This window comes from Sporolituus thermophilus DSM 23256 (assembly GCF_900102435.1).
In the GTDB taxonomy this organism is placed as follows: Bacteria; Bacillota; Negativicutes; order Sporomusales; family Thermosinaceae; genus Thermosinus; species Thermosinus thermophilus.
This window is the reverse complement of sequence record NZ_FNBU01000014.1, coordinates 1-13,696: the sequence shown is the minus strand read 5'-3', so window position 1 is coordinate 13,696 and position 13,696 is coordinate 1. Positions and strand designations below refer to the sequence as shown.

Below are 13,696 nucleotides of genomic sequence, written 5' to 3'. Positions count from 1 at the left end.
CTTCTTTAGCCCCGGCTGGCTTTTGCCGCTTTGGGCTACCGTATTGTATGCGGCGCCGGTTAAGGCTGCTACGGTTTTTTCTTGTCGTCAGCCAAATCTGTCCTCTAGTTGCCAATTTTTAGTTTTTAAAAAAGGACTATGTTAGTGGTGTCTTGAAAGATATGAAGAAGACCTGTGCATTTCTGGGGTTAGGAGGAAAAATGGGTGGAACGGGTAATGTTGGGGGTTGCCGTAGGGTTTTGCTGGTTTTCCTTGTATACATATGTGGCGATTTTGCCGGGCTATGCGCTGTCGCTCGGCGCTTCCTACAAAATGGTGGGACTTATCACCGGTGCTTACGGTTTCACCCAGATGGCACTCCGGCTCCCCTTGGGAGTAGTATCCGACTTTTTTGGCCGCCGGAAAATATTTATTATCTGGGGGCTGGTATTCTGCGCCGTTAGCGGGTTCGGCCTTTGGTATACCGATAGTGTGTGGGGATTATTGTTCTTTCGCGGTCTGGCCGGCATCGCGGCGACGGCGTGGGTACTGCATACCATTTTATTTGTGAGTTATTACCCGGCAGACCGGACGCCCCAAGCCATGGGGATCATTAACGCGGTCAGCAACGGCGGTCAGCTTTTGGCGCTTTTTCTGGGTGGCCTTATCGCCATGTATATCAGTGAACGGGCGACGTTTTTACTGGGAGCGGTTGGCGGCTCACTGGGGCTGCTGGTTGGCCTCTTTGTAAAAGACGCGCCGGTGGCAAAACCAGCGGCGGTACGCCTCGGTGATCTCTTTAAAATGGCGCAGGAGCCCATGCTGGCGCTAACTTCCCTGCTGGCCATGATTTTGCAGTTGTTAACCTATGGCGCAATTTACGGGTTTACTCCGGTAGTGGCCAGGAAGATCGGGGTTACCAATTTTGAGTTGGGGATGCTGCCAGCGCTCTTTACCGTGCCCGGGGTGTTCGCCTCGTTTTTCAGCGGCACTTTTTTTACCGAGCGGGTGGGCATCAGGCGGACGCTGCTTATCGGCTTTGTCCTCACGATTATTGCGTGCGTGGCCATCCCCTACTGCACCAGTATTTGGGAGCTGTATGCCACCCAGTTTGTCAGCGGTTTTGGCCGGGGCCTGCTCTTTCCTGTCCTGATGGCGTTGAGTCTCAAAAACATTGACCCGGCCAAGAAAACAACCGCGATGGGCTATTTTCAGACCGTTTATGGCGCCGGCATGTTTGTCGGACCGGTGGTGTGCGGCCTGATCGCCGACAGCTTTGGTCTTGTCTATAGTTTTTGGGCCATTGGCCTGATTTTAACGCTCGGCGCCGTCAGCGCCCAGTGGTTGTTCAACTTCGCTGCCGAAACTCATCATAGTACCTTTTCTAATATGGGCGAGCCGGCGGTAAACAAAGACAAAACCTTCTAGTAGACCTTTGGTTTCAGTTTGTCGGCATTAGGGGCGAAAGCAATAATGACGTCTTTATGGCTTTATAGCTGCTTGGCACGTCGGTATGGAAAAAGGCATTAGAGAAGTGTCTCTAATGCCTTTTAGCGCTATCTTGGAGCAAAGGTATGGCAGTTTGTCTCGTGACTTCTGTTTGCCGAGGCGCCGCCGCCGTCGACATTTACTTCGATGGACGGGGCAGAGCATCTGTAGCCATTGTTCCAGTATTTGCAGTTTTGAACCGTGCATTTAACGCCTGCTAGGGTATCAGCCATGGCGAATCCCTCCTTTCGCCATGTAGTATTTACACGGTATGCTCGTATCATGCACCCGAGGGGTTATTTTAAACGGGGATGGTATATTGACTGGGTGCATATGTTTCGGTATAATGTATTCAAAACAAATATTTGCAAGAAAGTGTATCTAGGGTTCCGCTGCCTGGCAGGACTGGACCAAGCGATACAAATGCGGCTTATGCCGCATACACCGTAGGGATAAAAGACCTCGCGGAAAGTTTCTTGCCTTCGGGTGAGAGGTTTTTCGCAGGGTCTTTTTGCTTTATGTTAATGGATACAATATACATTAATTTTATTTTGGGCTAGGAAAAGGAGGGGGAAGGATGGCGCAGCAGCCGGAACTAGTCAATGTTGGCGGTATTGCTGACGACCTGGGCGGCGTTGATCCCGATGTTGACGCCGAACTCATGCGGTTATTTCGATTGGTTTAAGTATCTAAGCTGCCTGTCGCCAGGACAGGGGCTTTTTTTCTTGTCCTACCATGGAAAGCGGTAAGCGAAAAAGTGGCGGGATAATGTTGCTTCCATTGTTTGTGGCGCCAATTATTGGCATGATTGTTTTTGCAGTTTTGTTATATTCTCGGGTCGGTATTCCTGATGGCGGCTCACTCATTACGGCAGGACGGCCGGCAACGCGGCCCGGTCAACGCCCGGGGCGCGCTGAGGCAGCGGCCGGTTTATAGATATGGGGAATGATGGCTGCCAGCGGCTGCTGGTACAGCATAGACGTAATAATCGGGATGGCGGCGGCGGGCGGGAAATAGGCGAGGGCCAGTACCAGGCCGGTCGAAATGTTGCGCATGCCGACATTGTAAATCATGGTCATGATCATTTCCGGGCTGCGTTCGCGCAAAGCGAAGGAGCCCAGATAGCCGATAAAATAGCCGGACGCCGATACGCCCAGCGTGACGAGCAACGCTTTAACCAGCGAGAGGTCGAAGGTTAGTTCGGATAAGACCAGCGAGGCGTTGATAAAAATAACGCCAAAAAAGGCCAGTTTCGATGTAAAACCGCCAATGCCTTTGGCAAAACCGGCCAGCCGGCCTTCCGACCAGTCGTGTAGCATCATGCCGATCAGGCTGGGTAGGGTGATCATGGCTAATAGTTCCAGCACCATCTTTAGATAGTCAATTTGTACCGTTTGCCCGATAAACGCCTTGAAGAACAGCGGTAGGAACACCGGAGTAATCAGCGTATCAAGCGTGATGGCGACCAGGGAAACGGAGGAGTTCCCTTTGACCAGCGACGTCCAGATCAGGGAGGTGACGCCGATCGGGATAGAGGCGCCGACCAGATACCCCATACGGATGTAGAGGTCAGCGGGGTAAAAGATTATTCCGGCCAGCCAGGCGACTAACGGGGTGACGCCGTGTACCAGCACAAGTATCCACAGCGGCGCCGCCGGCCGGCGCAGTACTTTCACAAACTGGCGAAAACTGGTAGACAAGGCGGTAATGAAGGTCATATAGGCGAAAAATGCGATCACCGCGGCCCGCAGCGTGGGCGTGTCAGGGGCTTTTAGGTAAAAGCCCATAGCCATGGCGGACAGGACAAGTAAGAACATTCGCTTGCCCAACCATTCATTCCAGCGGTAGAAGACAGCGGTCATGAACAGGTCCTCCTTTGCGAATTGGGGCAAAAAATCGTTAGTGCACTTTTTCCGCTTAATTCATTTTAACATTGTAATGTATCAGGGAAAAGCACCGAATGAATGGGCTAGCCCGCGCTATGACAAGAAAGGCAACAAAAAGAGAGCAGCGCCAAGCTTTGCGCTATTAAAGCGCAAGGAGTGGCGCTTTTGGTGTTGCCGCATAAAATAAAAGCAGGGCACCAGCGCCCTGCTTTGCGTTAAATCCCGCTATTTAGCCGGTGTTCGGCCGGTGACCATCCGCAGCGCCCAGAGTAAAATAACAGCGCCGATGGTACTCATGATAATGGAGCCGATGGTGCCGTAAGCGGTCAGGCCGAGCAGGCTAAAGAGAAAGCCGCCCAGATAGGCGCCGACAATGCCGACGACGAGGTTGCCAACCAGGCCGAAACTGCTGCCGCGGGAGATTTGGCTGGCCAGCCAGCCAGCAACAAGGCCGATAACTAAAAACCAAAGCATAGTGATGCCTCCACAAGAGTTAACGTTAGCTTTAGTATGCCTAACAGGGCAAAAGTTATGCTCTTTAAGAAATTTTGTTTTCGGGGGGAGAGAAATGTTCGGTTCCGTAGTTCTCGAAGTACTTATCGGCATTGCCTTCGTGTATGCGGTCCTCAGTCTGACTTGCACGGTCATCAATGAATATATCGCCGCCTTTCTGAAGCTAAGGCCGCGCATGATGGAAGCAGGGCTGCGCAGCATGCTGAAAAACGATCAATTGGTGGATGATTTGTATAATCACCCGCTCATAAACACGCTGTCAAATACAGAGTCGATGCGGGGTCTGTTTAGCGTTATGGCGGTCGATAAGCCGGCCTATATACCGGCGCAAAGCTTTTCCGTCGCCCTGCTGGACATTGTCAAAGCCCGTTGTCCGGAGCAGGATGCTGGCGAAATCAACGTTTTCGCCAGCGTGGTGGAGGGGGCGAAGGCGGTAGACTGTGATTTAAAAAATATGCTGGTTGCGTTTGCCGAGCAGGCCGAGGGAAACTTGGCGAAGCTGCAGGCTATGCTGGAAAAGTGGTTCATCAGTACAATGGAACAGCTGTCAGCCTGGTACCGCAAGCAAATGCAACTGGTCGTTTTTCTCGTCGCCTTGGGACTTGCGGCGGCGACGAACGCCGATACGTTGGAAATTGCCGGCCGCATCTACCACGATACGGCCATGCGCGGCACCATTGTCCTGTCCGCGGTGGAGGCGGCTAATGCCCGGCCCGATGACCTGGTAGCTGGCCGGCAGGTCGCCCGTACCTACGCTGCCAAGGTCACCGATCCGCAGCTGCCGCTGGGGTGGCGTGAATTTCCCCAGGGTTTTGGCCAGTGGCTGCAAAAACTGCTGGGACTTTTGCTAACGACCTTTGCCGTTTCGCTGGGAGCGCCGTTTTGGTTTGACATGCTCAACAAAATAATGAATTTCCGTTGGTCGGGGGTTAAGCCGCGGCCGGCGTCGGGCGATGGGAGTAAATAGACTTTGCCGGCCTGAGCGCCAGGTGGCATGGCTGATACGGGATGAACAAGGACAGAGAAGTAATTGACAAATTTATAGAAATAGCTGCCCGGAATAATTGACATCAATAGTTAATAAATGGTAAAATAAATTCGCAAAAAAGCATAATGGTGTTTAATTTTAGGAGGAGTCTGGCAAACAGGCTCCTCTATTTGCATTTTTTACTTGACATACTAAACGGGAGGGGGGAGGTACTGGCGAAGTAATGTTATTTTGCCAAAACATAAGATTTTTGCTAGGGAGGAAAAAATGACAACGCAAGCATCTATCGCCACGGCCATCTTTTTGGCCGTTTACGCCATGATCGTGGCGGAAAAAATTCACCGGACGGTAGTGGCGCTTATCGGCGCCGTCCTTGTCATCCTAACCGGTGTCCTCGCGCAGGAAGCAGCGATTGAAGTAGTAGATTTTAATACTATCGGCTTACTGATTGGCATGATGGTGATCGTCGGCATTACCCGCCACACGGGTATATTTGAATTTCTGGCCATTTGGTCAGCCAAACTGGTAAAAGGCGACCCGGCCTGGATCATGGTATCCCTGGCCACGGTCACGGCGGTGCTCTCTGCCCTGCTGGACAATGTTACTACCGTACTGCTTATCGTGCCGGTCACGTTTTCGATTGCCGAGCGGCTGCGGATAAGCCCGCTGCCGTTTTTGATGGCGGAAGTGCTGGCCAGCAATATTGGCGGCACGGCGACGCTGATCGGCGACCCGCCCAATATCATGATCGGCAGCGCTACCGGGCTGGGGTTCATGGATTTTGTCATTGCTCTTACGCCGGCTATCATTGTTATTCATATTCTGACCATGGCTTGGTTCCGCATTCTGTATAAACAGAGCCTGCGCTGCGACCCCCAGTGGCAGGCGGCGGTGCTGGCCATGGATGAAAGAGAGCAGATTAAAGATGCGGTGCTGTTAAAGAAATGCCTGGTTATCATTGGCCTAACTATCCTCGGTTTTGTGTTGCACCAGGCGCTGCACCTTGAATCGGCGACGGTGGCCATTGCCGGCGCAGCCCTATTATTGCTTTTAACCCGAATGGAGCCGGATCACGCCTTTGAGGCGGTCGAATGGGGCGTTATCTTCTTTTTCGTCGGCCTGTTCGTTATCGTCGGTGCGCTTGAGCACACCGGCGTTATTGAAATGGTCGCCAAAGCGGCGCTATCGGTTACCGGCAGCAATGTTCCGCTGGCCGGGTCGCTTATCCTCTGGTTGTCGGCCATTGCCTCCGCCTTTGTCGACAATATCCCCTTTACCGCGACCATGATCCCGCTTATTCAGGACATGGGTCGGCTGGGCGGCATTACCGACCTCAATCCGCTATGGTGGTCGCTTTCTTTGGGCGCCTGCCTTGGTGGCAACGGCACCCTTATTGGCGCCTCGGCCAATATTGTCGTGGCCAGTATGGCGGAAAAACGGGGCCTGAGCATTGGATTTCTAAGCTTTACCAAGATTGCTTTTCCCATGATGATTATGAGCATTATTGTCAGTCATATTTACCTATGGTTGAGATTTTTTTAATAGGCTGAGAAAACCGGGCGGCTGCCCGGTTTTAATTTTGGGGGAGTTACCCGTGCGTGAATGTGTAGAACCCGCGCCGGTCGCGCCCGGACGGTATTTGCTTCTTGTCACAGCAGGATATTTTCTCTTTTTTGCGAAATAAAGTGATTCTACAGAAAATGATTCTTTAAAGAATTTTCCGGAGGAAGCCGTGACGATACGCAAAAAGCTGCTTGCCTTGTTTCTGGCGATATTGATGGGGGCGGCCGCAGTTATGTATGCTGTTACCCACATGGTGCTGCTCCGTGGCCTCGCGGAACTGGAAAAATTGGAAGTAATGGAAGACTTGACCAGAGCGGCCAATGTAATTGCCTATGATATCGCCGTCCTGGATGACCAGGTTTTCGACTGGGCGGTGTGGGACGATACCTACCAGTTTGTGGTGGACGGCAACCGTGAGTATATTGCCAGTAATTTGGAGGAAACCATCTTTATAAGCCCTAAAATCAATTTTATTATCTTTTTTGACAATGAAGGTAAGCTGATTTTCGGCAAAGGGTATGACTTAGAGCGACGGCGGGAACTGCCGCTGCCACCGTCGCTATTGACGCTTGGCCAGGAAAAGCGGCCGGTCAAGGGTATTGTCATGCTGCCGGAAGGACCGCTCTTGGTGGTGGTCGAGCCGATTTTGGACTCGAGCGGCAACGGGCCGGCGCGGGGGATGCTGCTATTTGGCCGTTACCTGGACGATGACCGGATTAAGCGCTTGGCCGATACGGTCCAATTGTCGTTTACAGTCAAGCCGGTTGACGAACAGGGGCTGCCGGAAGATTTTCGCCAGGCCCGCACGGCATTGAAACAAGGAAATTCACCGTTCGTAACTTTGTTAGACAATAACACGATTGCCGGGTATCTTATCTTGCCTGATATTCACGGCAACCCGGCGGTGCTGCTCAAACTGGTGGATAGCAGGAAACTTTATTGGGGGGTCATGCCGGCCATCGGCTACTATCTGTTGGCGTTAATTCTTGTCGGCTTTGTGGTAATGGCCGCGGCGTTCTGGGTGGTGGAGCGCCAGGTGTTGGACCGACTGAAGGCTTTGGCCGGCGGCGTTGCCGAAATCGGAGCTGCCAGCAACCTGTCGCGACGGCTGGCGATAAAGGGAAAAGACGAGTTCGCCAATCTCGCGACGGCCATTAACGGCATGCTGGCGTCCCTGGAGCAGGCTGAGGCCCAGCTAAGGTATTTTAGCCTCCATGACGCGCTTACCGGCGTATACAATCGGGCCTTTATCGAGACGTGGCTGCAAGGACTCCAGGAATCCGGCCAGCGGGCTATCAACGTCGTTTTTTGCGACTTGGACGGGCTGAAACTTGTTAACGACATTTTTGGCCACAACTGCGGGGACGAGCTACTTAAGGCGTTTGCCGACCTGCTGCGGGCGTGCTGCCCCGAAAATGCCGCGGTTGCTCGCGTCGGCGGCGACGAATTTGTTCTGATAATCAATGACGACAGGCCGGAAATTGCCGAAGAGTTATGCACCGCGATCCGCGCCGCGGTGACTGAGTACAACCGATCCAACCGAACCGCGCCTTTGCCGCTGAGCATTTCCTTAGGTACGGCCACGGGCCTGGCGAGCAAAGAGGACATTTTATCCCTCCTTGGACAAGCTGATAACGCCATGTACCGGGAGAAATTTGAACGTAGTCGCAAACTGCGCCGTTCGCTCCTGCCGCTTTTGAAAAAAGCGCTGGTGGCGCGGGATGCATCCGCTAACGGCCACGCCAGGCGTTTGAAGAACAGGATTGTTGAGTTTGCCCTTGCTTGCGGTCTGACCGACTTTAATCAGCGCGATCTTAAGTTGTTTGCCTTGTTCCACGATATCGGCAAAGTCGGCTTGCCGCCTGACGTTCTTGCCAAACGGGGCGGTTTTACGCCGGACGAAGAGGAAACTAAACAACGCCATGTCGAAATCGGGTTTCGCATTGCGCTGGCCGTACCCGACCTCCTGCCCATTGCCGATTGGATCTTAAAGCACCATGAATGGTGGAACGGCGGCGGGTACCCGCTCGGGTTCAAGGGCGAGGAAATTCCGTTGCCATGCCGTTTATTGGCTATTTTAGACGCCTACGACAACATGACAAGCGGCGAGCCGGGCGGCCAGGCCTTAAGCCATGACGCCGCTGTTGAGGAAATAAAAAAATTGGCGGGGATACGGTTTGACCCTCGCTTGGTGGATATTTTTGTTAACTGGATGGACGGCGGTAAAAGTGCGGAAGCAAGTGGTGATGGCCGTGCCTGATGATGGGCCATTTTAAAGTAAGAAATCTTGCCCACGCCAATCACGGACAAATATATTATAATAGTTGTAGAAATGTAAGCTGCTTTTAAGGTCTTAATAGAGGTGACAAGAATGGTTCAGACCCATGCCGAATGGGAAGCGGCGCTCTTGGCGTGCAGCCAGTGCGCGCTTTGTCGGGAAGGCAACCGGGGGCCGACTTCGTATAATGGAACGCCGGACAGCCCCCTGATGCTGGTGGGAGAAGGCCCTGGCGGCGTCGAGGACGAGTACGGCGTACCGCTCGTGGGCCCTTCCGGACAACTCTTAGACCGGGCCCTCGCCAGTGTAGGCATTACCCGCGACCGCATTTACACTACCAATGTCGTCAAATGCCGGCCCCGCGGCAACCGGACGCCGACTGTCGAAGAGGGACAAGTTTGCGCCGGCCGGTGGCTGGATGCCGAAGTTGCCCTGGTAAAGCCGAAAGTTATCGTCGCGCTGGGTAGTGTCGCCCTTAAATACCTGTACCAGCCCAATGCCCGCATCACCAAAGACCGCGGCCGGTGGTTCACGACCAAGTACGGCATACCGGCCATCGCTACCTACCATCCTGCTTACCTGCTCCGCCTGACCGGCCAGGATTTGGTCCGCGCCAAATGGGAGGTCTACTATGATTTGAAGGCGGCGGTGGAAAGACTTGCCGAATTGGCTCCGGACTATTGTTTGCAATCAGATCCGCCGCCTGACCTGCTTGCCATCTATGCTAAGCGGCGGCGTGAGCGGCTGGACAGGGGGAGGGCGCAGGCTTAGCGGCAGCGCTGCTTTATGCGGGGAGGATAATGATGACTGCCTGTATCGCCGTGTTTGCTTTAGGAGAGACGACAGCCAAATCAATAGCCGGCCAATTGGCCGGCTTCTTTGCAAGCGATAATGTTATAATCCAGTCTTATTGCCTGGAACGTCCGCAAGCGCTCCCTACCGCCCCGGTTAAAGCCGATGTGGCGGTTATCTCCAGTAGCGCCGTGCTTCCCCTGGCCGCTCCCCATATTCATCCCGCTACCCGCACGTTGGTAGCTCGCCGATCCCTCGGGGTGGCCGCATTGGACGCGCTGCTGGCGCTGCCTAACGGGACAAAAGTTCTTGTCTGCCATAAATACCCCGCTGGCTGCCGGGAACTGGCCGCGTCCATCCGGGAATTGGGCATGTCGCACATTGAGTGCTATTCCCTGTACGATGACGACCACGAACTGTGCAAGACCATAACCACGGCAGTTGTGGCCGGCGACCGGGATGGACTTCCCCCCTGGATAAAAAAAGTCATCGACATCGGTTCGCGGGAAGTGGAATTGGCCAGCCTGGTTGAAATTGCGCATATTATCAATTATCCCCTGGACAATTCGGGTTTGCTTACTTTGCGTTATTCCCGGGAAATAGTGCGGCGGACCGAACGTCTCAAGCAGGCCGTCAAGCATATTGAGACGCTGCACAACCAGATTAGGACGGTGCTGAACACCGTCGAGGACGCCCTGATCGCGATTGATAATAATGGCAATATCCGGGTGCTTAACGATGTGGCCCGGCGGCTGGCGACCGGTGGTGACGATAGTCCGACCGGCAAATGGCTGCTTGACGTCTTTCCCGGATTGCGCGGTTGTCTTAGTAGTCAGTATGAGTTAATTGCCGGGAAAAACCTGGTACAAATGGCCGGGAAGACCTACCATGTAACCGTTTCGCCGGTCAAAGACAGCGGCGGGATGATTGACGGCTGTGTGGTTGCTCTGCGCGACGTAACCGATGTTATACGCATGGAAAGTGAGGTGCGCAGCGCGCTCAAAGCCCGTGGCCATTTGGCTCGCTATACGTTTGACGATATTTTGGGAATATCGCCGGCAATCCGCGCTACGATTCAGACGGCGCGGAAACTGGCGGCCAGCGACCTTAATGTGCTCATTCTCGGCGAGAACGGCACCGGTAAAGAGTTGTTCGCCCACTCCATCCACAACGCGTCAGGGCGGGCCGGCGGCCCGTTCGTAGCCGCCAACTGCGCTGCTCTGCCGGCTTCTTTAATCGAAAGCGAGCCGTCCCGGCTGCCGGTCAACCTCGACCGGCAGGAGTTGCCGCTGTATTTTGCCCTTTTGGATATTCTGCGGGAAGCAAAAACACTCGGCTGTGCGCTGGGCCGCGGCCAGCTGGCCGGGCGGATGGCCGAACGGGGCTTTTTCCTCAGTGAACAGGCCATTCGGCGCCGGCTTGAGCACCTCAAAGCCGCCGGGCTTTTGGCCAGCGGCCGGGGCCGGCAGGCCACCCGCATCACCCCGGCCGGAGAAGAGCTGTGGGCTGTCCTCCGGACAGAAATTGGTTTGAAAACAGGATAAGAACACCTATTAATCGACTTATTATTCAACCAACTATAATGTGTTTGAGTGAAAAAGACTGCATATTGCGGTCTTTTTTCTTTTGGCATGGAATTTGCAATGTAAAGTTGTAAACTTTTCAAAGGGAGGAAAGGTTATGAGCGAAGCAGCCAAAGACCATGACAAAGTCAGCCTTAAAGGCTGGATTGCCCTGGCGGTGTTCATCCTGATGTTTTCCGGCCTGTTCAAGGTGTTGGGTGATGCCTTGGGACTTAAGTGGTTGTCGGCGTTTGACTTTGTCGTCCTTAACGGCAAATTCGGCACCGACTTGGTCGGCAAAGGAGGTGTCGGCGCCAGGACGGGGTTCATGGAAGCCTTTGTCCTCTTCCCGACCGTAATGTTTGCGGTAGGTGTCGTCGAGGTCTGTGAGCACTTCGGCGCTTTGCGGGCAGCGGGCAAGTTGTTCACGCCGCTGCTCAGGCCCTTGCTGGGTATCCCTGGCATCTGCGGCCTTGCGTTCGTCGCCAGTCTTAACAGCTCGGACGTTGGCTCGGTTTTGACCCGCCAGCTTAAAGAAAACGGGCACATTACCGATGACGAGCGTACCACCTTTGTTGCATACCAATATGCCGCTTCGGCGCCCATTACCAACACACTGGCGGCCGACCTTTACCGGCGGGGCTTGCTGACGGCCCAGCAGGCTACCATCCTCTATCCCGGCGTCATTCTCATGGGGACGCTGATTGGCCACTATGTGCGGATTGTCATCGTTGCCGGCACTAACCCCAAGTATCATCCGCTGATGTTTGCCATCTGCCTGTTGGACGCCGCGATCGGCATGCTGCTGATGCGCCTGTTTATTTAAAATATATGGGGAGGTTGTCTTCATGGACAAGATTCTTGATGCAATTGCCGCCAAAGAGCAAACTATGCTGCGTTTTCTGGAAAGCCTGGTGAATATCGACTCGGGTATCGACAATCCGGAAGGCATTGACCAGGTGGCGCGCCTTGTCGGCGGCAAGCTGGCCGAGCTGGGTTTTGCTGTCGAATATCTCGAGTATCCTGGCGCCTGCACTCATGTGCTGGCCCGGAAAAAGGGCGCCGGCGACAAGCAGGTAATGATTATGGGCCATATGGATACCGTCTTCCCTAAAGGCACGGCCGCCGCCCGTCCCTTCACGGTCAAGGACGGCAAGGCCTATGGTCCGGGCGTCCTGGATATGAAAGGCGGTATCACGGCGGCGCTGTTTGCGCTGGAAGCCATGTATGAGCATGGCTGGAATGACAAAAATATCACCGTCTTCTTTTGTGGTGACGAGGAAACGGCCCATCCCAAGACTAACGCCGTGGAAATCTTCGAACGCGAAGCGCGGGGCAAGGATGCGGTGTTCAATATGGAATCGGGGCGCCCTGACGGCGGGGTCGTCATCGGCCGCAAAGGGGTGATTATTCCCGAACTAACGGTAAAAGGGCGGGCGGCCCATGCCGGCAATGAGCCGGAAAAGGGCGCCAGCGCCGTGCTTGAACTGGCCTATAAGACCATCGACCTTCACAACCTCACCAATCCGGAAACCGGGACGACGGTGAATGTCGGCGTGTTCCGGGGCGGAGTGGCCCAAAACGTTGTTCCGCCGGAAGCGTACGCAAAGGTCGACATCCGCTTTACCAAAGTCGAGGAAGCGGAAAAGGTGCTGCAGGCGGTGCGGGAAATCGCGGCCCGGACGTATGTCCCTGGTACGGAAACGGTGCTGACCGGCGACGAAATTGTGTTCATGCCGATGGAAACCACGGATAAGGTGCTCAGCCTGTTTAAACTGGTGCAGGAACAGGGACGCAAACTTGGCATTGAGGAGATTGGCGGCTTTGTCGTCGGCGGCGGCTCTGACGCGGCCTGGACGACCCGGGTAGGGGCGCCGACCGTGTGCTCCATGGGGCCGCGCGGCGGACTAAACCATAGTGAACGGGAATATATCGAAATTGACGGCCTTATAGAGCGGGCCAAACTGCTGGCGCTGTGCATTGATGCCGTCTGATAAGATTTAGTCGTTGGTAAGTTCTGTTGGGAACTTACCAACGACTATTGACGGTAGGCGATTGTTTTAGTATAATGTATACAAAATTACATATCGGCGATAAGAGAGTGCGCCTAGGGTTCCGCTGTGTAACGGGACTGGACCGAGCGGCGCAGGTGCGCGTACTATGCGCATCACACCGTGGGTATAAAAGACCCTGCGGAAGGTTTCTTATCTGGCTTAAAATAGCTTAGGATAGGGACTTTCGCGGGGTTTTGTATTTTGGTATGAAGTATGAGGTATGAAGTATGAGGTATGAGGTAGGGGAAATGAAACCGCAAAGATATTCATGCCAATAAATTGGCACCACAAAGCATGAAAAGTAAGTTTATGAACTAATCTCGCGCGACAACTGTCGCGCGCGTAGCCCTTTGCGTTCTTCGCGGCCTTTGCGGTTTTACGTTTTTCAGGGTAGTGCGCGAAGTTACGCGTAGGGTTTACGGCGCGGCATTTGCCGCGCTGGAACAGGGTAAATTCAAGCTAAAGAATTACGCGACAACTGTCGCGCGCATAGCCCTTTGCGTGTTTTGCGTCCTTCGCGGTTAATAAAAAAATAATGCAAAAGCGATGACTGGGAGCAGGCGACAAGCGGGCCGAGGCAGAGAGCCGGTGGG

General features: G+C 54.0%; 11 protein-coding genes. 8 read left to right on the top strand and 3 right to left on the bottom strand.

Going from position 1 to position 13,696, the window contains the following annotated elements; all coding sequences use genetic code 11:
- The first annotated feature begins 204 nt into the window (after positions 1-204).
- Positions 205-1,407: an MFS transporter gene (locus BLQ99_RS09220; RefSeq protein ID WP_093690290.1), complete on the top strand. Its 1,203-nt coding sequence runs from the start codon at positions 205-207 to the stop codon at positions 1,405-1,407.
- 128 nt (positions 1,408-1,535) lie between these two features.
- Here the strand turns inward: BLQ99_RS09220 and BLQ99_RS09215 are convergent, their stop codons facing one another.
- The 3 genes from BLQ99_RS09215 to BLQ99_RS09205 all read right to left on the bottom strand — a co-directional run bounded on the left by BLQ99_RS09215 (position 1,536) and on the right by BLQ99_RS09205 (position 3,827).
- On the bottom strand, positions 1,536-1,700 hold the full coding sequence (locus tag BLQ99_RS09215; RefSeq protein ID WP_093690288.1) for a DUF1540 domain-containing protein: 165 nt from the start codon (positions 1,698-1,700) through the stop codon (positions 1,536-1,538).
- Positions 1,701-2,363: 663 nt separating this feature from the next.
- Positions 2,364-3,329 (bottom strand): bile acid:sodium symporter family protein, encoded by a 966-nt coding sequence (locus BLQ99_RS09210; RefSeq protein ID WP_093690286.1) that lies wholly within the window; start codon positions 3,327-3,329, stop codon positions 2,364-2,366.
- 249 nt (positions 3,330-3,578) lie between these two features.
- Entirely contained in the window at positions 3,579-3,827 is a 249-nt protein-coding gene (locus BLQ99_RS09205) for a GlsB/YeaQ/YmgE family stress response membrane protein (RefSeq protein ID WP_093690284.1), read from the bottom strand.
- A 94-nt stretch (positions 3,828-3,921) separates the two neighbouring features.
- On the opposite strand from BLQ99_RS09205, the gene BLQ99_RS09200 reads away from it, so the two are divergent.
- From BLQ99_RS09200 to BLQ99_RS09170, 7 genes are all read left to right on the top strand, one after another.
- On the top strand, positions 3,922-4,833 hold the full coding sequence (locus tag BLQ99_RS09200; RefSeq protein WP_093690282.1) for a hypothetical protein: 912 nt from the start codon (positions 3,922-3,924) through the stop codon (positions 4,831-4,833).
- Between the two features lie 288 nt (positions 4,834-5,121).
- Positions 5,122-6,396, top strand: coding sequence for an ArsB/NhaD family transporter (locus BLQ99_RS09195; RefSeq protein ID WP_093690280.1), 1,275 nt, complete (start codon positions 5,122-5,124; stop codon positions 6,394-6,396).
- 190 nt (positions 6,397-6,586) lie between these two features.
- Entirely contained in the window at positions 6,587-8,677 is a 2,091-nt protein-coding gene (locus BLQ99_RS09190) for a CHASE4 domain-containing protein (RefSeq protein ID WP_093690278.1), read from the top strand.
- A gap of 111 nt (positions 8,678-8,788) precedes the next feature.
- The gene (locus BLQ99_RS09185) at positions 8,789-9,466 is read left to right on the top strand and encodes a uracil-DNA glycosylase (RefSeq protein WP_093690276.1); all 678 of its coding nucleotides are present in this window, start codon (positions 8,789-8,791) and stop codon (positions 9,464-9,466) included.
- 32 nt (positions 9,467-9,498) lie between these two features.
- Entirely contained in the window at positions 9,499-11,031 is a 1,533-nt protein-coding gene (locus BLQ99_RS09180; protein WP_216093653.1) for a sigma 54-interacting transcriptional regulator, read from the top strand.
- A gap of 136 nt (positions 11,032-11,167) precedes the next feature.
- Positions 11,168-11,875 (top strand): nucleoside recognition domain-containing protein, encoded by a 708-nt coding sequence (locus tag BLQ99_RS15190; protein ID WP_093690272.1) that lies wholly within the window; start codon positions 11,168-11,170, stop codon positions 11,873-11,875.
- 22 nt (positions 11,876-11,897) lie between these two features.
- Positions 11,898-13,043, top strand: a complete 1,146-nt coding sequence (locus BLQ99_RS09170; protein ID WP_093690270.1) for a M20 family metallopeptidase — start codon at positions 11,898-11,900, stop codon at positions 13,041-13,043.
- The last annotated feature ends 653 nt before the right edge of the window (positions 13,044-13,696 follow it).

Coding starts and splice junctions, on each gene's coding strand:
- BLQ99_RS09215 (WP_093690288.1), bottom strand. CDS start 1,700: ATGGCTGATACCCTAGCAGGCGTTAAATGCACGGTTCAAAACTGCAAA.
- BLQ99_RS09210 (WP_093690286.1), bottom strand. CDS start 3,329: ATGACCGCTGTCTTCTACCGCTGGAATGAATGGTTGGGCAAGCGAATG.
- BLQ99_RS09205 (WP_093690284.1), bottom strand. CDS start 3,827: ATGCTTTGGTTTTTAGTTATCGGCCTTGTTGCTGGCTGGCTGGCCAGC.
- BLQ99_RS09200 (WP_093690282.1), top strand. CDS start 3,922: ATGTTCGGTTCCGTAGTTCTCGAAGTACTTATCGGCATTGCCTTCGTG.
- BLQ99_RS09195 (WP_093690280.1), top strand. CDS start 5,122: ATGACAACGCAAGCATCTATCGCCACGGCCATCTTTTTGGCCGTTTAC.
- BLQ99_RS09185 (WP_093690276.1), top strand. CDS start 8,789: ATGGTTCAGACCCATGCCGAATGGGAAGCGGCGCTCTTGGCGTGCAGC.
- BLQ99_RS09180 (WP_216093653.1), top strand. CDS start 9,499: ATGACTGCCTGTATCGCCGTGTTTGCTTTAGGAGAGACGACAGCCAAA.
- BLQ99_RS15190 (WP_093690272.1), top strand. CDS start 11,168: ATGAGCGAAGCAGCCAAAGACCATGACAAAGTCAGCCTTAAAGGCTGG.
- BLQ99_RS09170 (WP_093690270.1), top strand. CDS start 11,898: ATGGACAAGATTCTTGATGCAATTGCCGCCAAAGAGCAAACTATGCTG.